Source organism: Variovorax sp. Sphag1AA, assembly GCF_014192575.1.
Lineage (GTDB): Bacteria > Pseudomonadota > Gammaproteobacteria > Burkholderiales > Burkholderiaceae_C > Variovorax.
Genome location: NZ_JACHYC010000003.1, coordinates 550,047 through 573,724, shown reverse-complemented (window position 1 = coordinate 573,724; position 23,678 = coordinate 550,047). Strand labels below are relative to the sequence as shown.

20 protein-coding genes are annotated in these 23,678 nt (G+C 66.1%); 9 read left to right on the top strand and 11 right to left on the bottom strand.

Annotated features, from left to right (window positions below; all coding sequences use genetic code 11):
* Window positions 1-2 precede the first annotated feature (2 nt).
* Together FHW64_RS14530 and FHW64_RS14525 are read right to left on the bottom strand one after the other, a co-directional pair.
* The gene (locus FHW64_RS14530; RefSeq protein WP_184527284.1) at window positions 3-989 is read right to left on the bottom strand and encodes a tripartite tricarboxylate transporter substrate-binding protein; all 987 of its coding nucleotides are present in this window, start codon (window positions 987-989) and stop codon (window positions 3-5) included.
* A 26-nt stretch (window positions 990-1,015) separates the two neighbouring features.
* On the bottom strand, window positions 1,016-2,479 hold the full coding sequence (locus tag FHW64_RS14525; RefSeq protein ID WP_184527282.1) for a benzaldehyde dehydrogenase: 1,464 nt from the start codon (window positions 2,477-2,479) through the stop codon (window positions 1,016-1,018).
* A 147-nt stretch (window positions 2,480-2,626) separates the two neighbouring features.
* Between FHW64_RS14525 and FHW64_RS14520 the strand changes: the two genes are divergently transcribed.
* Window positions 2,627-3,784, top strand: coding sequence for an acyl-CoA dehydrogenase family protein (locus FHW64_RS14520; protein ID WP_260303837.1), 1,158 nt, complete (start codon window positions 2,627-2,629; stop codon window positions 3,782-3,784).
* 20 nt (window positions 3,785-3,804) lie between these two features.
* Here the strand turns inward: FHW64_RS14520 and FHW64_RS14515 are convergent, their stop codons facing one another.
* The 7 genes from FHW64_RS14515 to FHW64_RS14485 all read right to left on the bottom strand — a co-directional run bounded on the left by FHW64_RS14515 (window position 3,805) and on the right by FHW64_RS14485 (window position 12,338).
* The gene (locus FHW64_RS14515) at window positions 3,805-4,476 is read right to left on the bottom strand and encodes a TetR/AcrR family transcriptional regulator (protein WP_184527280.1); all 672 of its coding nucleotides are present in this window, start codon (window positions 4,474-4,476) and stop codon (window positions 3,805-3,807) included.
* A complete protein-coding gene (locus FHW64_RS14510) occupies window positions 4,473-5,705 on the bottom strand; it encodes a CaiB/BaiF CoA-transferase family protein (RefSeq protein WP_184527278.1) in 1,233 nt (410 codons plus the stop codon). Before FHW64_RS14510 ends, FHW64_RS14515 begins: the two co-directional genes overlap by 4 nt.
* Window positions 5,706-5,778: 73 nt before the next feature.
* Complete coding sequence (locus tag FHW64_RS14505) at window positions 5,779-7,479, bottom strand: SulP family inorganic anion transporter (protein WP_221210330.1); 1,701 nt, start codon at window positions 7,477-7,479, stop codon at window positions 5,779-5,781.
* The gene (locus FHW64_RS14500) at window positions 7,467-9,029 is read right to left on the bottom strand and encodes a phospholipase D family protein (RefSeq protein ID WP_184527275.1); all 1,563 of its coding nucleotides are present in this window, start codon (window positions 9,027-9,029) and stop codon (window positions 7,467-7,469) included. Before FHW64_RS14500 ends, FHW64_RS14505 begins: the two co-directional genes overlap by 13 nt.
* A 17-nt stretch (window positions 9,030-9,046) precedes the next feature.
* The gene (ppk2, locus tag FHW64_RS14495; RefSeq protein WP_184527273.1) at window positions 9,047-9,922 is read right to left on the bottom strand and encodes a polyphosphate kinase 2; all 876 of its coding nucleotides are present in this window, start codon (window positions 9,920-9,922) and stop codon (window positions 9,047-9,049) included.
* A gap of 28 nt (window positions 9,923-9,950) precedes the next feature.
* Window positions 9,951-10,841, bottom strand: coding sequence for a DUF2950 domain-containing protein (locus FHW64_RS14490; RefSeq protein WP_184527271.1), 891 nt, complete (start codon window positions 10,839-10,841; stop codon window positions 9,951-9,953).
* A 39-nt stretch (window positions 10,842-10,880) separates the two neighbouring features.
* Window positions 10,881-12,338 carry a DUF3300 domain-containing protein gene (locus FHW64_RS14485; protein WP_184527269.1) on the bottom strand — a complete coding sequence of 486 codons (1,458 nt, stop codon included), beginning with the start codon at window positions 12,336-12,338 and terminating at the stop codon, window positions 10,881-10,883.
* A 164-nt stretch (window positions 12,339-12,502) separates the two neighbouring features.
* On the opposite strand from FHW64_RS14485, the gene FHW64_RS14480 reads away from it, so the two are divergent.
* Window positions 12,503-14,137 (top strand): 3-(methylthio)propionyl-CoA ligase, encoded by a 1,635-nt coding sequence (locus FHW64_RS14480; protein ID WP_184527267.1) that lies wholly within the window; start codon window positions 12,503-12,505, stop codon window positions 14,135-14,137.
* Window positions 14,138-14,352: 215 nt separating this feature from the next.
* A complete protein-coding gene (locus tag FHW64_RS14475; protein WP_184527265.1) occupies window positions 14,353-14,712 on the top strand; it encodes a putative quinol monooxygenase in 360 nt (119 codons plus the stop codon).
* A 14-nt stretch (window positions 14,713-14,726) separates the two neighbouring features.
* On the opposite strand, the gene FHW64_RS14470 is transcribed toward FHW64_RS14475, so the two are convergent.
* Window positions 14,727-15,587: an oxidoreductase gene (locus FHW64_RS14470; RefSeq protein ID WP_184527262.1), complete on the bottom strand. Its 861-nt coding sequence runs from the start codon at window positions 15,585-15,587 to the stop codon at window positions 14,727-14,729.
* Window positions 15,588-15,702: 115 nt separating this feature from the next.
* Here FHW64_RS14470 and FHW64_RS14465 point away from each other — a divergent pair, with 115 nt between their 5' ends.
* The 6 genes from FHW64_RS14465 to FHW64_RS14440 all read left to right on the top strand — a co-directional run bounded on the left by FHW64_RS14465 (window position 15,703) and on the right by FHW64_RS14440 (window position 20,809).
* Window positions 15,703-16,614, top strand: coding sequence for a LysR family transcriptional regulator (locus FHW64_RS14465; RefSeq protein WP_184527260.1), 912 nt, complete (start codon window positions 15,703-15,705; stop codon window positions 16,612-16,614).
* Between the two features lie 25 nt (window positions 16,615-16,639).
* On the top strand, window positions 16,640-17,077 hold the full coding sequence (gene trxC / locus FHW64_RS14460; protein ID WP_184527258.1) for a thioredoxin TrxC: 438 nt from the start codon (window positions 16,640-16,642) through the stop codon (window positions 17,075-17,077).
* Window positions 17,078-17,114: 37 nt separating this feature from the next.
* The gene (locus FHW64_RS14455; protein ID WP_184527255.1) at window positions 17,115-17,666 is read left to right on the top strand and encodes a nucleoside 2-deoxyribosyltransferase; all 552 of its coding nucleotides are present in this window, start codon (window positions 17,115-17,117) and stop codon (window positions 17,664-17,666) included.
* Window positions 17,667-17,739: 73 nt separating this feature from the next.
* On the top strand, window positions 17,740-18,024 hold the full coding sequence (locus tag FHW64_RS14450; protein WP_184527253.1) for a hypothetical protein: 285 nt from the start codon (window positions 17,740-17,742) through the stop codon (window positions 18,022-18,024).
* A gap of 181 nt (window positions 18,025-18,205) precedes the next feature.
* Complete coding sequence (locus FHW64_RS14445) at window positions 18,206-18,997, top strand: dienelactone hydrolase (protein ID WP_184527251.1); 792 nt, start codon at window positions 18,206-18,208, stop codon at window positions 18,995-18,997.
* Between the two features lie 108 nt (window positions 18,998-19,105).
* Complete coding sequence (locus FHW64_RS14440; protein ID WP_184527249.1) at window positions 19,106-20,809, top strand: phospholipase D-like domain-containing protein; 1,704 nt, start codon at window positions 19,106-19,108, stop codon at window positions 20,807-20,809.
* A gap of 3 nt (window positions 20,810-20,812) precedes the next feature.
* Here FHW64_RS14440 and FHW64_RS14435 read toward each other — a convergent pair whose 3' ends face one another.
* On the bottom strand, window positions 20,813-23,569 hold the full coding sequence (locus FHW64_RS14435) for a LuxR C-terminal-related transcriptional regulator (protein ID WP_184527928.1): 2,757 nt from the start codon (window positions 23,567-23,569) through the stop codon (window positions 20,813-20,815).
* Window positions 23,570-23,678 lie beyond the last annotated feature (109 nt).

The window sequence follows — 23,678 nt, the reverse complement described above, 5'->3', positions numbered from 1 at the left end:
GTTTACTGGGCCTGGAAGTTGGACTTGCGCACCTGCTCCGCCCAGAAGGCGGTGGCGGTGTCGACGAAGGCGCGGAGCTCATCCGGCGAGGCATAGGACGGCTCCATGTTGGTGGAGGCGAACTTCTCGACGACGCGCGGGTTGTCGAACATCTTTCGCGTGGCCTCGGTGATCTGCTTGAGCAGTTCGGGCTTCAGCGTGGTGGAGGCATAGACCCCGAGGAAGGCATCGGCAGGCATCTTCAGCCCCATCTCCGCGAAGGTCGGCACATCGGGCATGGCGGAGTAGCGCTTGTCGGCGGCCATCGCGAGCACACGCACCTTGCCGGCCTTGCGATATTCGACGAGGCCGTCGCACGGCACGATCGCGGCTGGTACCTGTGCCCCGATGAGATCGGTGATGGCCGGCGCGGCGCCCTTGTACGGGACCGCGTTCATCGGCACCTTGAAGTGTTGGCCCATCACATAGCCCACGAACTGCGCCTGCGAGCCCGGAGCCGGAATGCCGTAGTTGCCGAGGTCGGGGTTCTTGCGTACCGCGTCGAGGTACTCGTTGAAGGTGTGCGCCGGTGAGTTCGCAGGCACCGCGAGGCAGGTGTAGAACTTCACGATGCGGCCGACGGGGACCATGTCTTTCTTCACGTCGAAGCCCGGGCTCTTGACCACCAGCGGCACCATGATGACCTGGTGATCGACGGCAAACATGATGGTGTTGCTCTCGGGCGTGGCCTGCTTGAGCGTCGCCGCGGCGATCTGGCCGCCCGCGCCGGGCTTGTTGTCGACCACGGTGGTGGCGTTGAGCTGCTGCGCAAGCGCCTCTGCGTAGATGCGTGCGAGGGCGTCCGTGCCTGCACCGGCCGGGAAGCCGACCAGCACACGGATCACCGGCTTCTCGTCGGCTTGGGCGGGCAGGGCGGCGAAGCCGGCGGCAATGCCCATCGCGACCAGGCTGGCGCCGATCGTGCGGTTGAAGATTCGTTTCAGGCTCATTGGGATGTCTCCAGGGTTCGTGTCTGTCAGAGCGGATAGACCGGCGGCTTGCCGCGCACCGTCATCCATTGCCATTGCGTGAACTCGTCCCAGTTGGCGGGACCCCCGTGGCGCGAGCCGTTGCCCGATGCGCCGCGTCCGCCCATGGGCATGGTGCCGTCATCGTTCACCGTCTGGTCGTTGACGTGGACGAGGCCGACCTCGAGCTGCTTTGCGAGTGCCATGCCGCGTGCGACATCGCGTGAATAGATGCCGGCGGAAAGGCCGTATTCGGTGTCGTTGGCGAGCGTTGCGGCTTCGGCATCGGTGCCGAAGGCGCTGATCGAAACGACCGGGCCGAAGATTTCCTCGCGGAAGGCCGGCATCGCCGGCGTCACGTCGGCGAGCACCGTGGCGGCGTAGAAGGGGCCTTCTGCGGTTCCGCCGGCCAGCAGCTTCGCGCCCATCGCCACCGATTCGCGCACGATGCGATCCACGCGCTGCAACTGCTGCGGCGTGATGATCGGTCCGAGCGCCACCTGCTGGCGGAAAGGATCGCCCGCGGGGAGTGCGCGGGCTTTCTCCGCCATGCGCTGCGCGTAGCTTGTCGCGAGCTTCTCTTGAACGAGGTGCCGGCCCGCGCTCATGCAGATCTGGCCCTGGTGCAGCCACGAAGCCCACGAACCGCCGCTCACCGCGAGGTCCAGGTCGGCATCGTCGAGGACGATCAGTGCGTTCTTCCCGCCGAGTTCCAGCGCCACCTTCTTGAGGTGTTTGCCCGCCAACTCGCCGACGCGGCGGCCCACGGCGGTGGAACCGGTGAAGGAGACCATCGCCACGTCCGGATCGGTGACCAGCGCTTCGCCGGCTTCGGCATCGCCGGGAAGCATGTGGAGCACGCCCTTGGGAATGCCCGCGGCCTGCAGCAGCAACGCGAGTAGCACGCCACCGCTCACAGGCGTACGCGGGTCCGGCTTGAGCAGCACCGCATTGCCCGCCGCCAGTGCCGGCAACACCGCGCGGCTCGACAGCAGGAACGGGAAGTTGAACGGCGAGATCACGCCAACCACGCCGTGCGGTACACGGCGGGCGATGCTCGTCACGTCTTCGGCGCTGGGCAGCACGTAGCCCCGCGCCTGCGTGAGCATCGCGGCGGCCTCGTGGCAGAGGTGCAGCACGGAGTCGATCTCGAACATCGCCTTGGGTTGGATGCCGCCGGTCTCACGAACGATCCACTCGGCGTATTCGGCGCGGTTGGCCTCCAGCAGCGTGGCGGCGGTGCGGAACACCTTGGCGCGCTCGGCGTAGGGCAGGGCGGCCCATTCCTTCTGTGCGCGACGCGCAATCGATGCGCTGGCACGCACGTCCTGTGCCGTCGCACGAGCGACCCAACCAATCGGTTGGCCTGTTGCTGGTTCGGACACCTCGATCTGACCGCCGGCCAGCGGCTTCCAGTCTTTGGCGAGCGCGCGACGGCTCCAGTCTGCAGAGGCTAAGAGGCTCACATTCATTTCGTCTCCGTTTCAGTTGGCTTCCAAGTTGGGTTGGGCGGATTGTGGTGCGGCAGTTTTCAAAAGTCAACCAACTGGTTGGTTGACTTTTGTGATGGAGGTCGACAGAATCGCCCCCATTGCACTTACCGCACTCGGAGACCCGAATTGACCGCCCCTTACCGCTCCCCCTGGATGACCGACGAACTCGACATGCTGCGCACCACCGCGCGGCGCTTCTTCGAAGACGAAGTGGCCCCGCGCGCTGCGAAGTTCCGCGCGCAGCACCACATCGACCGCGATGTCTGGCAGCGCGCCGGCGAACTCGGCCTGCTCTGCATGAGCATCCCGGAGGAATACGGCGGCCAGGGCGCGACCTTCGCGCATGAGGTGGTGGTGATGGAAGAGCAGGCCCGCATCTGCGACACCACCTTCGGCTTCATTCCCGGCGCGGTGAACGGACCCGCGTTCTTCTTCGAGACCGCCAACGAAGAGCAGCGCAAGCGCTGGATGCCTGACATCGCCTCGGGCCGCAAGATGCTGTCGGTCTGCATCACCGAACCCGATGCGGGCACCGACGTGAAGGCAATGCGTACCACCGCGCGCAAGGAAGGCGACGGCTACGTGCTCAACGGCAACAAGATCTTCATCACGCACGGACAGCAGGCCGAGCTGTCGCTGGTTGCGGCGCGCACAGGTGGCACCGGATCGGGCGCGAAGGGCATCTCGCTCTTCATGGTCGAGCGTGAGAAGACCGATGGTTTCCGCATCAACAAGGTGCTGGAGAAGGTAGGCCAGAACGGGCTCGACACCTGCGAGATCTTCCTCGACAACGTCTACGTGCCGGCCGAGAACCTGATCGGCGGCTCGGAAGGCCGGGGCTTCGGACAGTTGATGGACGTGTTCGTGCGCGAGCGCCTGTCGATCGGCGTGGTGGGCATCACCTGCGCCGAGCGCGCCATCGAGCTCACGGTGGAGCACACGAAGAATCGCAAGATGCTCGGGCAGACGCTCTGGGACTTCCAGAACAGCCGCTTCACGCTCGCGGAGTGCCTGACCGAAGCGCGCATCGGACGCATCTTCATCGACAAGCTGGTGGCCGACCTCGTCGAAGGCCGGCCGCTCGACCCCAACGACGCGATGATGGCCAAGTGGTGGGGCTCGGAGAAGCAATGCCAGATCATCGACCGCTGCCTGCAGCTCTTCGGCGGCTACGGCTACATGACCGAATACCCGATCGCGCAGCTCTACATGGATGCGCGTGTGGCCCGCATCTACGGCGGATCGAACGAAACGCTGAAGGACCTGATCGCCCGCTCGATGTAAGCGGGCGCCTGGCGCGGCGCCTAGCGCCGCGTGGCAGAGATGCCGTTGATCACCATGTCCATGAAAGTGTCCGCGACCTGCTGCACCGAGAGCTTGCCGCTTTCGCTGTGCCAGCGCGGCACCCAGTTGAGCGCGCCGAAGAGCAACGCAGAGAACATGCTCGGATCGCAGGGCTTGATGCTGCCGTCTGCGATGCCTTCGGTGATGAGGTCACGAACGGTCGCATCGAGCCGCCGCTGGAACTGGCGGATGTCCCCGCCCTGAGTCATCTCGAGCGGACGCGAGCCCACGAGGATGAGGCAGCGCCCGAAGTCGTTGTTCTGCGCGACCGCCAGGCTGCGCACGTAAAGGCGCAACCGCTCCAGCACCGGAATGCTGCGGTCCTTCGTCTTCTCGATCACTTCGTCGAGATCGCCGAAGGAGAGCACCAGGCATTGGTAGAGGATGCTCTCCTTGTTGTCCACGTAGTGGTAGAGCGTGGCCTTGTGCATGCCGAGCCGCTCGGCGATGTTGTCCAGCGACGTGGCCTCGTAGCCCTTCTCGGCGAACAACTGCGCGGCGGTACGCAGGATGGCGGTGCGCTTGTCTTCGTGCTTCAGCCCCGGCCCGCTCCTGCGTCCCGCGCCGGCACGGCCACGCGCCGGTTTGGTGACGGCGGTATCGGTGGCGGCGGTTCTAAGGTTCCCAGTCATGCGGCGGCATTATCCCGAACGATGCCTTCGGCCACGAGGCGCGCGATTTCATCCGCACCCAGGCCCGCTTCGCGCAACACCTCTTGCGTGTGCTCGCCGAGAAGCGGGGCGCGATGGCGTACTTCTCCCGGCGTGAGCGAGAGCTTCACCGGTACACCCGGCACTGCCACCGGCCGTGCGCTGCCGGGCTGCTCGACTTCGGGCAGCATGCGGCGCGCCGCGAAGTGCGGGTCGGTGAAGATTTCCTCCGCGGTGTAGATCGGGCTGAAGGGGATGCGGCTGCCGAACAAGTCCTTGAGTTCGGCCTTGGTGCGCGTGGTGGTGAATCGCTCGATCGCTTCCATCAGCGCATGGCGATTCGTCCAGCGTGACTCCTCGTTCGCAAAGCGCGGGTCGTCCGGAAGCTCCGGCTGCCCGATGAGCTTCGCCAGCTCGCGGAACTGCGGATCGTGCGGCGCGGCGAGCGCGATCACGCCATCCTTCACGCGCACCGTGTCGAACGGCGCCATGCCCGGGATGCCGTTGCCGACCGGGCCCGGCGAGACGCCGCGGTAGCTGAACTGGCTCACCACCAGTTCGGACAACGCAAGGATGCTGTCGGTCATCGCCACGTCGACGTACTGCCCCTGACCGGTGCCCCGCGCATGCCACAGCGCGGCCATGGTGCCGAAGGCGGCAAAGAGGCCCGACACGGTGTCGCCCGCGCCGCCGCCGACCTTGACCGGATGCGCGGCGTCGGGCCCGGTGATGCCCATCCAGCCGCCCATCGCCTGCGCGACGATGTCGAAGGCCGGCCACTCCATGTAGGGGCTGACGCCGCCGGTGCGGTCGCCGAAGCCGCGCACCGAGGTGTAGACCAGTGCCGGATTGATCTCCTTGAGCGTGTCGTAGCCGAGGCCCATCTTGTCGAGCACGCCCGCGCGGTAGTTCTCGACCAGCGCATGCGCGCCGCCGACCAGCTTCTTCAGCAGCGCCTGGCCGTCGGGATGCTTGAGGTTGAGCGCGATCGAGCGCTTATTGCGATTGCAGGACTGAAAGAGCCCGCCGAGCACGCGGCGCTGGTCGTCCTCGCGGAACGGGCCCATGCGCCGGAAGAAGTCGCCGTCGAGCGGCTCGATCTTCACGACATCGGCGCCATGGTCGGCGAGCACCTGCGAGCAGAAGGGGCCGGCAAGCGCGTGCGTGAGGTCGAGGACGCGGAGGCCCTGGAGGGAACCGGGAGCAGTCATGGTAGAAAAATCAATCAAACGGTTGGTTGATTATCTGCGCATTCGCTTGCCGCGTAAATGCCCCCGGAAGGGCTCAGGGCTTGCGCTGCTGCTGTTCGTAGGCTGCGACAGCTTCCTCCACGGTCGAATAGAAGGTCTCGGCGCCGAAACGGGCGAAAAGGCCGAAGCGCTTGAGCTTGTCCTTGACCGGGTCCTTCATCTCCGCGAAGCAGAGTTCGATGCTGTCGGCCTGCAGGCTGTCGTCGAGCTCGGCCACGATGTCGGCGGCCGTCACGTCGACGCTGGTCACGGGCTCCGCCGCCACGACCACCCAGCGCACCGGGGTGGGAGAGGTCTTGATCGCGTCCTTCACGCGGTCGCGAAAGAGTTCCGCATTGGCGAAGAACAGCGGCGCGTCCCAGCGAAAGATCACCAGCCCCGGAATGCGCCGTGCCTTTGGATAACGCGTGATGTCGTGATAGCCGTGCACCTCGTCGGGCTGCCCGAGCACCGCCGAATGGGGTCGCCAACCGTCCCACAGGAATTCGGCGATCGCGATCGCAAGCGCGATGCCGATGCCCGGGATCGCGCCGAACACCGCAACGCCGATGAAGCAGATGATCGATAGCCAGAACTCCCAGCGCTGGATGCGGTAGATGCGGCGCAGGTCGGTGATCTCGATCAGCCCGATCGCCGATGCGATGACCACGGCTGCAAGCGCCGAGGTCGGAAGGTTGCGCATCAGGTTGGGCGCGGCGATCAGAAGCACCGCGATGGCGATGGCGCCGACGATGCCGGTGACCTGGGTGCGCGCGCCGGCTGCCTCGGCCACGGGGGTGCGCGATGAGCTGCTGCTGATGGGCATGCCCTGGAAGAACCCGGTGGCCAGGTTTGCAATGCCGAGGCCGACCATCTCCTGATTGGGGTCGACGGGCGTGCGCATGCTCGCGGCATACACGCGCGACAGCACGCTCGTGTCCGCGAAAGAGACCAGCGCCACCGCGAGCCCACCGAGCAGCACCGGGCGAAGGTCATCGAGCTGGATGAGTGGCACGGCCGGCACCGGCAGCCCCTGCGGCAACGGGCCGAGCACCTTGAGGCCGGTCCGCTCCGCGAGATCGAACAGCCCGGCGGCGATCGTCGCGCCGACCACGCCGATCAATACGGCCGGCGCACGCGGCACCCGCTGCAGGAGCAGGATGGCCACCAGTGTGCCGGCGCCCACGAGCAGCGTCACGCCATGCGTCTTGCCTTCGGCGATGCCGTGAAGAAGCTCCCAGCTCACGCGCAGTGGACCTTCGCCCTCCACCGAAAAGCCGAAGAGCTTCGGCAACTGGCTCAGGAGCACCGTGAGCGCGATGCCGTTCATGTAGCCGTAGCGGATCGGCTTCGACAGCAGTTCGGTGATGAACCCCAGCTTCAAGACCCCCGCGGCGACGCACACCAGCCCCGAGACGACCGCCATCGCGCTCGCGATCGCGATGGCGCGCATCGGATCGCCGGCCGACAGCGGCAGCACCACCGCAAGGATCACGGCCGCGAGTGCGGAGTCGGGGCCGAGCACCAGGATGCGGCTCGGTCCGAAGAGCGCGTAGGCCAGCAGCGGAATGATGGTCGCGTAGAGCCCGTAGATGCCGGGCACGCCCGAGGCCTGCGCGTAGGCGATGCCCACCGGCACCAGCATGGTCGTGAGCACCAGGCCGGCCACGAGATCGTGGCGCAGCATGGACGCGCTGTAGCCCCGCAGGTTGCTCAGGCCCGGGAGCCAGCGGGCGAGGGTGGTTACAGCAGCCATTCGATCGGCAGCGCGGCGCCGATCCCGACGAAGGTCCGCTCCAGCCATCCGGTTTCCGGGTCGACCGTGTAGACCTTGCCATCCGCATCGGCCCAGCGGAGCGATCCGTCTTCGGCCAGCGTCACGCGGTAGGCAATGGACGGATAGGCGTCGCCGACGAAGTCATGAAGCTTCGAGGCCATCCTGGGGCTTTCGATCACGAGGCCCATCTCGGTGTTGAGCCGCGCCGATCGCGGATCGAAGTTGAAGGAACCCACGAAGATGGTTCGCCCGTCGATCGCGTAGGTCTTCGCGTGCAGCCCGGCCTTGGAGCCGCGGCCGATCTCCTTCGCGCGGCTCATGATCGGCGCGGCCTCGGGCTTGAGCTCATAGAGCTGCACGCCGGCCTGCAGCAGGTCCTTGCGATGCTTGACGTAGCCCGAGTGGACCGACTTCTCGTCGGTCGCAGCCAGCGAGTTGGTCAGCACGCGAACCTGCACGCCTTGACGCGCGAGGTTGGCAAGCGCTTCAGTACCGGCGTTGCCTGGCACGAAGTAGGGCGAAATGATGTCGAGCGACTTCACCGGCTTGCCGAAGGCGGAGATGAGTTTCGGCAGCAGGAGCAGCTCGGCCTTGGCTTCAGGGCTCAGCGTCTTGCCGGGGTCGTCGTGAACGACGGTGGCCGTCGTCCATTCGGGCTGCAGGGTGTGCGCGAGCATGCGCTGCACGACCTCGGCATGTGCGATCGCATCGGCGTATTTCGCGGTGGTCGGATCGTCGCGGATCTTCTGTGCGCGAGACGCCAGCGCCTGCCGCGACTCGGGCTCGACGCCGGCAAGGATCTTCTTCGCGGGATAGGCGGAGGGGCTGTTCCAGAACAGATCGAACTCGGAGGAGACCGACTTCACCACCTCGCCGAAGGCAATCACGTCGAGGTCGACCAGACCGGTACCTGCACCGGCTTCGAAGTATTCGTCTGCGATGTTGCGTCCGCCGACCACCGCGACCACGTTGTCCACGGTGAAGGACTTGTTGTGCATGCGGTGGTTGAGCCGCGTGAAGTCCGCGAGGAAGCCCACTCCGCGTGCACTGCGGCCCGCATACGGGTTGTAGAGGCGCAGGTCGACATTCGGCTGCGAGGCGATGAGCGCCAGTGTCGGATCGAGCCCTGCGGTGTTGAGATCGTCGAGCAGGATGCGCACGCGGACGCCGCGCTCCGCAGCGCGCATCACCTCGTCGAAGAGCAGCGTGCCGGTCGCGTCGTTGTGCCAGATGAAGGTCTGGATGTCGATCGACCGCGTTGCCGCGCGCGCCAGGGCCATGCGCGCGCCGAAGGCCACGTGGCCATCGTCGATCCCGACCACGCCGGTCTTGTCCGGATGCTGCTGCGCCATCGGCATGACCGCGCTGCTGAGCGGCCCTTGCGCGGAGGGAGCGATCGCGTGCGTCTCGGGCCGGTCTTCCTGCGAGGGCAACGTCGCGCAGCCGGCGAAGAGCGCGAGCGTTGCGATGCAAGCCGCACCCAGCGCGCGATGGATTCGATGACGAAGCCCTTGCAACAGGTGAGCCATCGACGGGGCCGACGTAGCTAGTAGACCTCGGGCACGTACTTGACCGGGTAGCTCGTTTCGTGCGAGCCGCTCTTGATGTGCCGTTTCGGAAGCTTCACCTTCTCGCGCGGTGCTTCCTGGTAGGGGATCTGCGAGAGCAGGTGGCGGATCATGTTCAACCGCGCGCGCTTCTTGTCGTCCGAGCGCACCACGAACCACGGGGCCCAGGCGGAATCGCTGGACTTGAACATGTCGTCGCGTGCGCGGGTGTAGTCGTCCCAGCGGTTGTAGGACTTGAGGTCCATCGGCGACAGCTTCCAGATCTTCCGTCCGTCCTCGATGCGGCCCTTGAGGCGACGGGTCTGTTCGTCGGGATTCACCTCGAGCCAGTACTTGAGCAGGATCACGCCCGAGTCCACGATGGCCCGCTCCACAAGCGGCACGCCCATCAGGAAACCCTTGGCCTGCTGCTCGGTGCAGAAGCCCATCACGCGCTCGACGCCGGCGCGGTTGTACCAGCTGCGGTCGAAGATGATGATCTCGCCGGCGGCCGGCAGGTGGCCGAAGTAGCGCTGGAAGTACATCTGCGATTTTTGCCGTTCGGTGGGTGCGGGGAGCGCCACCACGCGGAACACGCGCGGGCTCACGCGCTCGGTAATGGCCTTGATGGTGCCGCCTTTGCCCGCGCCGTCGCGGCCCTCGAAGACGATGCACACCTTGAGGCCGGCGTGCTTCACCCACTCCTGGAGCTTCACGAGTTCGATATGCAAATCCTTCAGGGCCTTGTCGTAGGCCTTGGTGGACAGCGGGCCCGCTTCTGCGTTCGGTGCCGTGCTGTCGGGCACCGTCTCTGGTGGCTTCGCCTGGGCTGCAGGCTCGGCATCGCTCCGGCTCGACTTCTTGTCTCTCTGCATGGCGACCTCCTCGGTGTCGGATCTGGATCTACTGCACGTTCACCTTCTGCCAGCTCGTGTCGGGATCGAAGCGCGTCATGGCCCGCGCGGTCGCGTCGGTGTTGGGGCCGAGGTTCTTCTCGTACACCACGCCGTCGTGGCTGACCATGAAGCTCATCACGCCGGTCTCGCCGTATTTCACCGGCCACGCGACGAGCGCGAAGCCGCCGCGCATGCGCTTGCCGATGACGTAGTCGTAGGCCCCGCCCGGCGCATTCGCGCCCTGCGCCTTGAGGATCTTGAAGTGGTAGCCGTGATAGCCCTCGCCGGGCCGCACGGGCGCATAGATCGGGCCGAGCGGGCTTTCGGGTTGGCCGGCCGCGGTGGGCCAGTAGAGGCCGTCGTGCTTGCCCGGCGAACTGGCGAACTTCTCCGCGTATTCGAGCACGCCGTTGCCGTCGCGATCGACCTGCGCGTATTCCTTCTGCGCGTCGAAATACGCCAGCACCGCGTTCATTGCCGCAAGCTCGTTGCGGCCGATGCGTCGGGTCTTCATCTGGTCTACACCGGCAGCCGGATCGAAATGCCAACCGGCCGCTGTCTTCACGATGGGGACGGGCAGCGTCCAGTCGGCATTGCCGGCGGAGAGGAGCGCGCGGTTGGGGCCATCAGCCACCACCTTGTGCTGCTTGGCGTAAGCCGCCAGGAAGTCGTAGATGTCTTCGCGGTCGACCTCGCCAGCAGGCACGAAACGCTTCCAGTCGTTGCCCAGCACGGTGCGAAGGGCGCTCTCGTCGTAGTGCGCGATCGCGTCGAAGAAGGCCTGCGCCGCGGCGTCGGCGCTGGGATAGACCTTCTGCGCAAACGCGGGAGTCGAAGCCAGCGCAACAGCCGCAACGGCCATCGCGACAGCATGCTTGATGCGGATGAAATGGGGCATGGTGTGTCCTCGTTCGGAGATGGTTTGCTTCATCGGAGATCAACGGCGTCCGCCGCCTCTGCCGCCACCACCTCCGCGCATGCCACCGCCTCCGCCGCCGAAGCCGCCGCCCCCGGCGCGGGCACCGCCACCACCGCTGAATCCGCCGCTGGCCCTTGCACCGCCACCGCCGCCCATGGATTGCCGGCTTGCTGCGCCACGGTCCATCTGCTGACGGGCCTGGCCGCTGTTCGCGCCCCGCAGCGCGTTGTCGCCGCCTCGGTTCCCGACCTGCTCGAAGCCCTGGCTGCCGCGACCGCCTGCACCGACGCTGCCGCGATCACCGCCGCCGAATTGGCCGCCACGGTCGCCGGCGCCGGCACCGCCACGGTTGGCAACCTGGCCGCGATCGCCGCCGGCACCACCGCGATCACCGAACTGGCCGCCACGGTCCCCGCCGGCACCACCACGGTCGCCACGGCCAGTGCCCTCGGCGGCCCGCTCGGCGCGATCGCGCGTGCCCGGGTCGTTGCGCAGGTTCTGCCGACCCTGCGCCGGATCCATGCCGCGCTGCTGGAGGGCCGACTGTGCCTGCTGGCGTTCCGCGTTGCGTGCGCTGTCGTCACGGCCGCGGAAGTCCGCACGGTTCTCGGCGCCCGGCACGTTGCGGCCGAACTGCTGCTGGCTGCGCTGGTCGCGGTACGGTGTGCCGCGCCGGTTGGCTGAGTTGTGCTGCCAGTTGTTCTGGTTCGCAGAGATCTGCCGGTTGGTGTTGATGCTGTTGTAGCGGTTGGTGTTGATGTTGACGTTGCCGCCGCCCCAGTTGCAGTTGCCCCAGAGCGCACCCACCGCCGCCACGCCGACACCGAACGCGATGCCCGTCGCGAGCGCTGCGCCCGGATACCAGTACGGGGCCGGCGCATATGCATACGGCGGGTAGGCAGGGTAGGGCCACGAACCATAGACCACGGTCGGGTTGTACGAGGGCACGTACACCACCTCCGGATTCGCGGGCTCGATCTTGATGACTGTCTGCTGGGTCTGCGGCTCCTGCTCGACACTCACCTTCTGCTGCTCGTTGCTCTTGAGGCTGCCCTGTTGCTGCGCCTTGGTCCGCAGCCGCTGTGCCGAGTCGAGCACGTCCTTGGACGAAGCGAGGAAGGCATCGCCGAGGTTCTGCACCCAGTCGGGCTGGTCGCCCATCATCTGCAACACCTGCGGGAAGGCGACGAGCGATTGCACGCTCGGGTCCCACGGCTTGTCCTGCACGGCCTTCACGGCCGCGTCGCCTTTCTGGTTGGGGTTGGCCTTGGCCCATTTGGCCGCGTCGGCCACGTCGGCCGGGTAGGTCGATGCCATCAGTACCTGGGAAAGCAGCGAATCCGGATAGAGGGCGATCGGCGCCATCATCTGGTCCAACTGCTCGCGGGTGAACCCCTGCTGTGCCGTGACGGTTGACGAAAAGACCGCCAGCATCAACACGAGGATGCGCGTGAAGCGGCTGAAAAGAAAACGCATGTGTTCGCTCCTCTTCCTGTAATAGCTCGCCGAAGCCGGTCCGGGCGTATGACCCATACGACCCAAAACCGGCGCACCAGCATACGAGCCTCAGGCAAACCCCGCAATTGGATATTGGTGCATGGCGCCTACGATCCAAAGGGCAAGGTGACAAGGAGACATACATGCTGGGACTAATGCAGGACAGACCGCTTCTCATTTCATCGCTGGTGGAGCATGCCGCCACTTTCCACCCCGAGACGGAGGTCATCTCGCGCCGGCCCGAAGGCGGCACCCATCGCACCAACTGGCGAGGCATCCGCGACCAGTCGCGGCAGGTGGCGGGCATGCTGCGCGACCTCGGTGTGCGGCAGGGCGATCGCGTCGCCACGCTGGCGTGGAACTCGGACCGGCACCTCGCGCTTTACTACGGCGCATCGGGTTCGGGTGCGGTGCTGCACACGGTGAACCCAAGGCTCTTTCCGGACCAGATCGACTACATCGTCAATCACGCCGAGGACTCGGTGCTGTGCTTCGACGTGACCTTCGCGCCGCTGGTCGAGAAGCTCGCGCCCAGGTTGAAGACGGTGCGCCACTTCATCGCGATGTGCGGCCGGGAACACATGCCTGCCATCGATGTGCCCAACCTGCAGTGCTTCGACGAACTGGTTGCGGCGCAGGGTACCGACTACACATGGCCCGAGTTCGACGAGCGCACTGCGTCATCGCTCTGCTACACATCGGGCACCACGGGTAATCCGAAGGGCGTGCTGTATTCGCATCGCTCCACGGTGCTGCATGCGCTGATGGAACTCGCGCCCGACACCTTCGGCCTCAACTCCGGCGAGACCCTGATGCTGATCGTGCCGATGTTCCATGCCAACGGCTGGGGCGCGCCCTATGGTGCCGCGATGGTCGGTGCGAGGCTCGTGTTGCCAGGCCAGTTCCTCGATGGCAAGAGCGTCTACGAAATCATGCGAGACGAGAAGGTGAGCTTCTCCCAAGGCGTGCCGACCGTGTGGCTGATGCTCTTCCAATACCTCGATGCCAATCCCGATGTGGACGTCGGCGCATTGACGCTCAAGCGCGTGGGCATCGGCGGCGCCGCAGTGCCGCGTGCGATGCTGGAGCGCTTCGAGAAGCAGTTCGGCGCGGAGGTCGTGCAGGGTTGGGGCATGACCGAGACCAGCCCCATCGGCGTGATCAGCAAGCTGCTGCCCAAGCACGCATCGCTGCCGACTGAAGAGCTGATCAAGATCAAGCTGAAGCAGGGCCGTGGCGTTTGGGGGGTGGACTTGAAGATCGTCGATGACGATGGCAAGCCGCTGCCTTGGGATGGCAAGGCATTCGGTCATCTGCGCGTGCGGGGCCCGTGGATCGCGAGCGGCTACTACAAGGCCGAAGGCGGCGCGGTCACCGATGAAGAGGGCTACTTCAGCACCGGCGACGTCGCGACCATCGATCCCGACGGTTTCCTGCAACTGGTGGACCGCGCGAAGGACGTCATCAAGTCCGGCGGCGAATGGATCTCGTCGATCGATGTCGAGAACGCGGCCGTCGGATGCCCCGGCATCGCCGAGGCCGCGATCATCGGCGTGGCGCATCCCAAGTGGGGCGAACGGCCGCTGCTGATTGCGGTCAAGCGCGCGGGGGCAGAGGTGGACCGTGGTGCGGTGCTCGACTACCTGTCGGGCCGCATCGCCAAATGGTGGCTGCCGGATGACGTGGTGTTTGTCGATGAACTGCCGCACACGGCGACCGGCAAGCTGTTGAAGACGAAGCTGCGCGAGCAGTACCGCGACTACAAGCTGCCGACTTAGAGACATATCTCACGGGCGGCCGCAGACAAGTTTCGGCCGAGTCCGTTAGTTGGTGGACACTCTGACGCATTCGCGCGAGCCAGGTACGCAGCGCATCTTGGGTCGCCAGCGCGACCCGCCCGACGGCGAGTCGCCGAAGTCGACGAGGTACGATAAAAGGCTTCGTCGGCCGAGAAGCCGCCCCACACCAACAAAATATTGATCAGTGAGCCGAGATGGGCAAAGTCTTGCGTGCGTGGACATTCTGGATTCGAGCGGAACTGCGCGGAGAGTGCAGCGACCACCTGGATGCCACCGTACTCCAGCGGCTCAGGGCGGCTAAGGGCAATCAGCGCGCGGCGGCGCTGTTCCGGGACCTGAACGACGGGACGACCGAGGTCGTGGTCGTTTCGGTATGGGATTCGATGGAAAGCATCCGCCTCTATGCAGGCGACCCGCACACGGCGCCGACCATCGATCCGGGCGACGTGCGCAAGCTGTTCGATCGCGAGCCGAGCGTTCGCCACTACGCGCTCTCCGACCCGCACGTGGTCGCGACCCTTCCTGCCGAGTGGACGGTGCCCGACAAGGACTGACCCGTCTCCGGCGATCACGCCTCCGGCGTTTCGCTATCGAAATCCGTCCCGCGCGCGACGGATTCCCATTCCCCCATTTCCTTCAGCAGCGCCTGCGCATGGGCCCGCACTGCGTCGACGGCATCGCCGCCGAGCTGCAGGCGCAGCGGGGTGTGCTCCGCCTTCAGCGCGCGCTCGATCGCTGCTGCTGCCTTGCGCGGATCACCCGCCTGCGTGTTGTGCATCGTGCGTGCGAACTCGCGCGTGCCGCCGACCACCGGTTGATAGTCCTCGATGACGGGCATGTGGCGCATGCCGCTGCCCGCAAGCTGTGTGCGGAACTGGCCTGGCTCGACGATCAACACCTTGATGCCGAATGGCGCGGCCTCCTGCGCGAGCGCCTCGGACGCGCCTTCGATTGCGAACTTGGTCGCGGAATACGCGCTGAACCCGGCAAATGAAAGCTGCCCGCCGAGGCTGGAGATGTTGACGATCGCGCCCGAGCGCTGCGCACGGAGGAAGGGCAGCGCCGCCCGTGTGACCGCTATTGCGCCGAAAAAGTTGGTGTTCATCAGCGCGCGCAGTTCGGCATCGGGCGTTTCCTCGAGCGCGCCCACCACGCCATAGCCCGCGTTGTTGATCAGCACGTCAATCCGACCGAAACGTGCGATGGCGGCCTTGACGGCATCTTCGGCCGCGCCGAGCGCGTCCACGTCCAGGGCACAGGCCAGTACGCGGCTCGGCGCGAGCGCAACGAGATCGGCAAGCTTGCCGGGATCGCGCGCCGTGGCGACCACGTTGTGCCCCTGGGCGAGGGCGTGTTCGGCAAACGCGCGTCCGAAACCGGACGACGCGCCGGTGATGAACCAGGTGCTGGTCGGGGCGGAAGTTGTCATGGCGATGTCCTTTCTTGGGAGTGGGGCCCGGCAGGGCATGGACGTGACTGTTCCGCAATCCTCATTCATCGACTAGACCGTATAAATCGAAAGCACTGCGCGATACGATGCATGAATGGACCGACAACTTCTTCCTCATCTCGCGATCGTCCTGGCCGTGCATCGTCGCGGCGGATTCGCCGCCGCCGCGGGCGAACTCGGTATGAGCGCATCTGCCGTCAGCCACGCGGTGCGGGCGGTCGAGGAGCAGCTTGGCCAGCCGCTTTTCGCGCGCACCACGCGCAGCGTGCGACTCACCGAGGCAGGGGAAGCCTTCCTCGGCGTGCTTGCACCGGCGATGTCGGAGATTGCCGATGCCGTCGATGGTTTCGGCGCGAGCTTCGGGCGCGTAGGCGGGGTATTGCGCATCAATGCGCCGCACGTGGCACTGCCGATGGCCATCACGCCGCTGGTGGCGGAGATGTCGCGGCGCCATCCGGATGTGGAGGTCGAGGTGACTTCCGAAGACGGGCTGGCCGACATCGTGGCCGGCGGCTACGACGCCGGCGTGCGCCTGGGCCATACGGTCGCGCAGGACATGGTCGCGGTGCGGCTCACGCCGCCCTTCAAGGCGATCATGGTGGCCTCGCCGGCGTATCTGGCGTCGGCGGGCATGCCGCGCAGCATTGCCGCGCTCGCCGGACACAACTGCATCGGGTTTCGCTTCGTGACTTCGGGCGGCGCCTATGCGTGGGACCTGCTCGACCGCAAGGCCCATGTTTCCGTCGAAGTGAAGGGCACGGTGCGCGTCACCAATGCGCTCTATGCACGGGATCTCGCGCTTGCCGGCGTCGGAATCGCCTACATCTTCGAGCCGCTGGTGCGCGCCGAGCTCGCCGATGGGCGGCTGCGGCAGATCCTGCCCTCGTCGGCGTTCGAGGAGCCCGGGCTTTTTCTCTACTTTCCGCGCCGGGCCGCGCAGGCGCCAAAACTGCGGGCCTTCGTCGATCTGGCCAGGGAGATGCAGGGCCTTGCGGACTTGCAATAGCCGGCGCAGGCCCCAGTTCCGGGAAATGACCGAATCGCTGCACATCGTCTGCCCGCACTGCCACACCACGAACCGCGTGAAGAGCGACCAGCTCGGCAGCGCGCCGGACTGCGGCAAGTGCCATCAACCGTTGTTTACCGGCCACTCGACCGCACTCGACGAAGCGGCCTTCGACCGGCACGTTGCGCGCAACGAGATCCCGGTTCTGGTCGACTTCTGGGCGCCGTGGTGCGGGCCGTGCCGCCAGATGGCGCCCGGCTTCGAGCAGGCCGCCGCGCGGCTTGAACCGAACGTGCGCTTCGCCAAGGTCGACACCGAGGCGGTGCCGTCGCTGGGCGCGCGATTCGGCATCCGCAGCATCCCGACGCTCGCGCTCTTCAAGGGCGGTCGCGAGATCGCGCGGCAGGCGGGTGCGATGGGCCCGGCCGACATCGTGCGCTGGGTCGAAGCCCACGCGCGCTAGTGGCGATTTCCTGGTTCCGGCCGATACCATCGGTCGGATGACGCCAGAGAATCCCGCCTCCCGGCCGCGCATCTACCTCGCCGGCCCCGATGTCTTTTTCCCCCATCGCGACGACATCTTCAACGACCTGAAACGCCGCTGCGAGCGCGCAGGGCTGATCGGTGTCGCGCCGATCGATGCGCCGATCCAGCACAACGCGGCGGACGGTGAAGAGCACCTCGCGCAAGCCATCTACGACGGCAACGTCGCGCTGATCAAGGCCGCGGATGGATGCATCGCCAACCTTCAATCCTTTCGCGGCCTGGAGCCGGATTCAGGCACGGTATTCGAGGTCGGTTTTGCGGTGGCGCTCGGCAAGCCGGTCGTGGTGTACGGCGTCCCGCCGGGCACTTACGCGGAGCGCGTCGCCGCTGCGCTCCCCTGCGAGCGGGACGCCGCAGGATCGTTGCGCGAAAGAGAGAACGGCACGACCGTCGAAGGGCTCGGCCAGCGACTCAACCTCATGCTCACACGATCCACGCATCTCGTGCCGGATGCTGAAGCGGCGATCGCGTTGATGGCGCGACTACTGGTGGGCGGACATCCCTGAACGTTACTGAAAGTGTTCAGCCCGGCTTAAGCGTCGCGGCCGAGACTGAGGGCATCTCAGAGAGGAATCCGCGATGTCGTCCCAATCACAAGTCCTGAATGCCCGACAGATCAGCCACGTGCTCGAGCTGATCGAGATCAACCTGCTCGCACCCCGCGAGGCGATCCGGAAGCTCGAGGCGTTGACCGCGGATGGTGAATTCACCCAGGCCGAGTGCTATGCGATCCGCATGCTGCTCGTGCTCGACCATGCGGACCTCGTCAACGCGCTGCGCGAGGCGAGCGAAGACGACGAAGCACTGGGCCTTGTGCGCGACCATCTCGTGCACGAGGCGCGCGTGGTCTGCGAAGGGGGCTGAGCTTCGCGGGCGAGACGGGCTGCAGTTGGCGCCAGCGGACGACGTCCGGCGCCTGCATGGCGCAATTCGTCGCAAATCCATGGAACGTCTCCGGTCGATGACCAAGATAGACGGATCGGCAACCCATGGAGATCTCCAATGCTTATCCGTCTTCGGCGCACGATGCTCGTGCTCGGAGTGCTTGTGTCCATCAACTGCCTTGCGGCACGGCGGCACCGAACTCGGGCAGAACAGCCTGGCGGAGGCATTGGCGCGCGACGGCTACCTCGTCGCCGCGCTGCGCCATCCGGGCGACAACTGGCAAGACAGTTCGTTGCTGTCGAAGAGCCCCACGCGCTTCTTTACCGAACGTCCGCAACAGGCTTCGCGTGTGATCGATGCCGTGCTGCAGGACCCCGATTGGAAGGACCGAATCGCCAAGGACGAGAAGGGGCCCATCGTAGGCGCAGTGGGTCATTCGGCGGGTGGCTACACGGTGTTGGCGCTGGCCGGCGGCAGACCTGACCTCGGACTGATACGCGCGCATTGCGATGCGCATCGCGCGGAGGACCCCATCTTCTGTGGCATGGGGAAAACTGGGCAGCCGAGGGCTGCTGCGAGCACTGCTCAACCGATCCCCGCGATCAGTGATGCGAGGGTTCGCGCCGTCGTGGCACTTTCGCCGGTAGGCGTCGTGTTCACGGCGGACTCGTTATCCGCGATTGCGATTCCGACACTGGTCTACGAGCCCGAGCTGGACCGCTTCCTGGTTCCTCGCTTTCACGCGGAGCGCGTTGCGCGCGACGTTCCCGGTGCACAGCTTCGCCGCGTCCCCAATGCCTGGCACTTCGCATTCATGGATACGCCCAACATGCCGATCGAAACGCCGGACGGAGACATCAGGTCTGATCCTCCTGGCTTCGATCGCCAGGCTTTCCTGAAGCAGATCGGCGAAGAGGTTCCAGCGTTCTTCGATCGCGTGTTTCGCAACTAGGACCAGGCGAGTCAGTCATCGGTCAGCATCGGCCGTCTGACCGATTGACCCTGTTGGAGCGCGGACGCAGAGTGCGTACCCAGCAGCATCACAACAGGAGGACGGATCGTGAACATCCAAGCCAAAGCCTATGCGAACTGCGACGAGATCACGATTGCCTGGCGTTGCGATGGAACCATCGCGGACTGTCTCGGCTTCGCGCTTCATCGCGAAGAACAGGACGCCAACGGTGCGCTGACGGAAACCTGCGTGGAGACATGGGTCGGGTTCGCAAGTGATCCGAATGCCAAGTCGGGGACGCACCAGCTCAGCACGGTCTGGCCCATTCAGCGCTACGTCTGGAGCGACTACTTCGCCAAGGGCAGCAAGATCCGCTATCAGGTCGTACCCATGATCGGAAAGCCCGGCAACCTGAAGCCTTCCGACACGGTCAGCAACTGGACGGAATGGGTCACGCTGGGGACCGGACACTCACCCGGGTTCAATGCCTACTTCAACCGCGGCATGATCGCTTCGCAGTGGGTCGCTCGCGCGCTGGCCACGGGCACGGGCAGTTCCACGGCGGTGCTGGGCGAGAGCATCAAGTCGATCGGCAACCCGCTGCGGACGGAACTCGGCGGCTGCCTCATCACCGCGATGGTCGATCTGTTCACCAAGGCCAACCAGGCAGGCATGACACTCTATGCCGCGCTCTACGAGTTGAACGATCCGCAGCTCATCGACTTGTTGAAGGCCTTCGGCAAGCGATGCAACTTGATCCTCGGGTCCGGTGCGTACAAGGCCGGCGAGAAGGACGAGAACGCCGAAGTGCGCGAGGCGCTCAAGGCATCGAACACCGTCACCGTTCTTGATCGGCTCGTCGGCAGCCCGCATTTCGCGCACAACAAGTTCGTGGTGTTCTGCGGCGCCGACGGCAAGCCCGCGAAGCTGTGGACCGGCAGCACGAACTGGACCGTCACCGGCTTGTGCACGCAGGTCAACAACGGCGTGGAGATCCAGGACCCGGGCATTGCGCAGGCCTATCTGAATCGATGGAACCAGATCAAGGCGGCCGGCAGCGGCTATCCCGCGGAGTTGTCGGCGGCCGGCTCGACACCGGGTCGCAGCCAGTTCGGCAGCGTTCACATGACCGCGTGGAACGCACCGGTGAACGGGTTGGTGGACTTGACCGATGCGCGAAGGCTGATCCAGGGCGCGCGGCAGGGCGTGTTGTTCCTCATGTTCAACCCCGGTCCGGCGGGCACGCTGCTGAACGACATCCTGGCGCTCAACCAGCAGCACCTTTATGTGCATGGCGTCGTCAACCAGGACCCGGGTGGCTCGAAGGCGCCCATCCTCACGCTTCACGATCGGGGAACACCTCTCGATGCCTCTCCGGAGGTGGTGATACCCGAACAGATCAAGGGCATCCTGAACCACTGGTTCGGCGACGAGGCGCGCGGGAACATGGTCATGGTGCACAGCAAGGTGGTCGTGATCGATCCCTTCGGACCGCATCCGGTGGTGATGACCGGATCGCACAATCTCGGCCCCAAGGCCAGCGGCAAGAACGACGACAACATGATGATCATCGAGAACGCACCGGGGTTGGCGGCCGAGTACGCGGTCCACATCATGGGTGTCTTCGGCCACTACAAGTACCGCTACAACCTGAAGGTGGGCCAGAACGGGACGCAGGCGCAGAAACAGCAATCGTCGAAATGGGCCGGACTGGAGCCGACCGACGAATGGCAGCAGGGCTACTTCGAGAACGCGAAGCTGCGCGAGATCAATTTCTGGATGGGCGACATCGCGCCGACGCCGGTAGCCTGACGACTAGCCGCCCAGGCCGAGATCCCGCGCGCGGCACACCGCTTCGTCACGGCCGGCCACCTGCAGCTTGCCGTAGATGCGGCTCAGGTGCCACTTCACCGTCTCCGGTGAGAGGCCCAGTGCCCGTGCGATCTTCTTGTTGGGCATGGCCTGCGCGAGCAGTCGCAACACTTCGATCTCGCGCTCGCGCAGTGCCTCGATGCCGACCATCGCGGACGCGCGCCCCTCGCCCGGTTCGGTGGCAAGCGGCGCGACCTGGCTCGACTGGAGCCGTTCGACATAGAAGGCCAGCACCGGGTCCAGCTTCTCGTTCTGCGCCACTTCTGCGATCAGCTTTCTTGAATGCAGGTCGGCATCGAGCAGCGTGCGCATCAGTCCGAGCCGATGCCCGCGTCGCAACGCCTCGATCGCCTTCTCGCGTGCCGTGGCGGTCTTTCCGCGGCGCGCGTCGAGCACTGCGCTCTTGAGCAGCAGGCTCGCCGCGAAGCGCTGCCGCCCGCGCGCCTCGCAACGTTCGACCAGTGCAGCGGTGCGCGCAGCCGCACCGTCCAGATCGCCATGGATCGTCGCGACCTGGATACGCGCGCGCTCGGTCACATCGCTGATCTCGCCAAGCGCACTGTGCGTTGCGCCTGGATGCCGCGCATCGAGCGCTTCGAGCCGCTCCAGCTGGGCCTCCGCGGCCATCAGCTCACCGCCGATGAGCCGGAACTGCACCTGGTCGGCGAGGCTGTAGGCCAGCAGCCGGTCGAGCCCGTAGCGCAGCGCGTAGTCCTCCAGCCGATCCATGTAGGCGAAGGCTTCAAGGCGGTTGCCCGCCAGCCAGTGCGCCGACCACAGCAGTCTCAGTGCGCGCAGCACCGCATCGGGAATGGACATGCGCTCCAGCACTTCGAGCTTGTCCTCGAGCAGCATGCGCGCCGCATGCGTGTCGTTGAGCTCGTAGAGCACATCGCCCAGCAGCGCGATCGCGAAGTAGTAGGTCTCCGCGCAGGCCTTGCCGCCTTGCTCGGCTTCGGCGATGACCGCGCGATAGGTGCGCTCGGCCAGCGTCATGTGGCCTTCGAGTGCATGGCTCAGCCCGACGAGGCAGCGGCCATGCAGTGTCCCGCCAACCGTGCTCGTCAGGGGAACGCCGTCGACCATCTGACGCGCAGCGCTGGTCTGCACCTGTCGCGCCTTCTCGTACTCGCCCCGATGCATGTAGAGCCAGGTGAGCAGGTTGTCGCGCCCGCCGAGCGCCAGCGCATCGGCGTCAGGCGGTGCCTGCAGGATGTCTGGCAGCAGCACGAGCGCGCTGTCGGTGTCGTCGCGCTGCACCGCCAGCGCGGCGCGCAGCATGGCGATGTTGAAGCGCTGTCCCGCATCGCCGCCGCCCACGTCGCGCTCCATGCCATCGACGGTTTGCTCGCATGCATCGAGTTCGCGCTGATAGAGCTGCGAGCGCGCCATCCACAGGCGCAGGCCGAAGCGCTTGTTGATCTGTTCGTCCGGCAATTGGCGCAGCAGAGAAATCAGATGCCGCCGTTCGCCGCGCGAGAAGAGCGATACCGCGCGCTGCTCCACCAGGTCGGCCGCGCGGTCTTCTTCGCCCGCCTGCACGGCATGGCGCACCGCATCGTCGATCAGCCCCCGATCGCGGAACCACGCCCCTGCGCGCGCATGCACGTCGCGTTGGCGTGCGGGAGCGAGCAGCGCAAAGCGACGCAAGAGGGTTTCGCGCAACAGGGGATGCAGCCGATACCAGGTGTCCGGCTCGCCGCCATCCATCGCGACGACGAAAAGATCGTCCGCTTCGAGCCGCACCAGCAGTGCCATCGCGGCTGGTGCGAGGTGTCCGCTTATCGCTGCACAGAGCGCGGCGTTGAACCGGCGACAGGGCGCGAGGCAGGTGAGCGTCTCCAGTGCCTCCGGAGAAAGCTGCGACAGCACTTCCGCCTCGAAGTACCGCGCGAAGCCTTGCGCATCGCGGATCGGTACGTGGTTGAACGCATCGCCTGCCGGGGGCGCACCCGCGGGGTATTTTTTCTTCCATTCGACGCACAGCAGTTGCAGGCCCGCGATCCACCCATCGGTCAGCTCGTGGATCATGCGGGTCGTGCGCGGGTCCAGCTCGCCGACCTGCGTCTTCAGAAAGTCCTCGGTCTCCTGCAGTGAAAAGCGCAGCTCGCGCAGGCCGATGTCCAGCGTGTGCCCCTGCGCGCGCAACCGTTCGAGCGCGAGCCGCACCGTGCCGCGCGACGAGAGCGCGAGATGCAGATTGGGCGGTGCGTAGTCCAGCAGCCAGTCGAGCGCCGCGAGGATGTCGGGATGCGTGAGGTGGTGCAGGTCGTCCAGCACCAGCACCAGCTCGCGCGGATGCGCCGCAATGCCACGCACCAGCGAGACGATGAGCCGCTCGATCGCGTCGTTGTCGTTGCGGTCGCCGCCGAGCAGCGCCGCCTCGCGCACGATGCCCCCGTCGACCTGCGCGAAGCCGGCCACCAGCGCGTCGAGAAAGCGCGAGACGTCGTTGTCCTCCGGCGTCACCGTCAGCCACGCAATGTCGAAACCCAGCGGCACCAGCACCTGCCGCCATGCGGCGAGCAGCGAGGTCTTGCCCGAACCGGCGGGGCCCGAGATCACGATGCAGCGCCGGCGCCGCGCCTCGGCCAGCCGCGACATCAGCGGCTCGCGCGCGATGAAGCGCGGCGCACCGCGGGGCGGGGCCAGCCGCGCGCCCGCGGCGTCATGGGATGAATCGTGGTGTCGCGTCTCCATGCGGTTCGTCATTCTGCCAACTCGGGAGCGGGTGGAAACCCCGCCCCCCGGCTCGGGTGGTTGCCACGGTGGGTGCCGGCGGTACTGTCACGGGCAACGAACAGCGACC

Excerpts from the sequence above, each read along its gene's own strand:
- FHW64_RS14530 (WP_184527284.1), bottom strand. The coding sequence starts at position 989 with ATGAGCCTGAAACGAATCTTCAACCGCACGATCGGCGCCAGCCTGGTC.
- FHW64_RS14525 (WP_184527282.1), bottom strand. The coding sequence starts at position 2,479 with ATGAATGTGAGCCTCTTAGCCTCTGCAGACTGGAGCCGTCGCGCGCTC.
- FHW64_RS14515 (WP_184527280.1), bottom strand. The coding sequence starts at position 4,476 with ATGACTGGGAACCTTAGAACCGCCGCCACCGATACCGCCGTCACCAAA.
- FHW64_RS14510 (WP_184527278.1), bottom strand. The coding sequence starts at position 5,705 with ATGACTGCTCCCGGTTCCCTCCAGGGCCTCCGCGTCCTCGACCTCACG.
- FHW64_RS14505 (WP_221210330.1), bottom strand. The coding sequence starts at position 7,479 with ATGGCTGCTGTAACCACCCTCGCCCGCTGGCTCCCGGGCCTGAGCAAC.
- FHW64_RS14500 (WP_184527275.1), bottom strand. The coding sequence starts at position 9,029 with ATGGCTCACCTGTTGCAAGGGCTTCGTCATCGAATCCATCGCGCGCTG.
- ppk2 (WP_184527273.1), bottom strand. The coding sequence starts at position 9,922 with ATGCAGAGAGACAAGAAGTCGAGCCGGAGCGATGCCGAGCCTGCAGCC.
- FHW64_RS14490 (WP_184527271.1), bottom strand. The coding sequence starts at position 10,841 with ATGCCCCATTTCATCCGCATCAAGCATGCTGTCGCGATGGCCGTTGCG.
- FHW64_RS14485 (WP_184527269.1), bottom strand. The coding sequence starts at position 12,338 with ATGCGTTTTCTTTTCAGCCGCTTCACGCGCATCCTCGTGTTGATGCTG.
- FHW64_RS14480 (WP_184527267.1), top strand. The coding sequence starts at position 12,503 with ATGCTGGGACTAATGCAGGACAGACCGCTTCTCATTTCATCGCTGGTG.
- FHW64_RS14475 (WP_184527265.1), top strand. The coding sequence starts at position 14,353 with ATGGGCAAAGTCTTGCGTGCGTGGACATTCTGGATTCGAGCGGAACTG.
- FHW64_RS14470 (WP_184527262.1), bottom strand. The coding sequence starts at position 15,587 with ATGACAACTTCCGCCCCGACCAGCACCTGGTTCATCACCGGCGCGTCG.
- FHW64_RS14465 (WP_184527260.1), top strand. The coding sequence starts at position 15,703 with ATGGACCGACAACTTCTTCCTCATCTCGCGATCGTCCTGGCCGTGCAT.
- trxC (WP_184527258.1), top strand. The coding sequence starts at position 16,640 with ATGACCGAATCGCTGCACATCGTCTGCCCGCACTGCCACACCACGAAC.
- FHW64_RS14455 (WP_184527255.1), top strand. The coding sequence starts at position 17,115 with ATGACGCCAGAGAATCCCGCCTCCCGGCCGCGCATCTACCTCGCCGGC.
- FHW64_RS14450 (WP_184527253.1), top strand. The coding sequence starts at position 17,740 with ATGTCGTCCCAATCACAAGTCCTGAATGCCCGACAGATCAGCCACGTG.
- FHW64_RS14435 (WP_184527928.1), bottom strand. The coding sequence starts at position 23,569 with ATGGAGACGCGACACCACGATTCATCCCATGACGCCGCGGGCGCGCGG.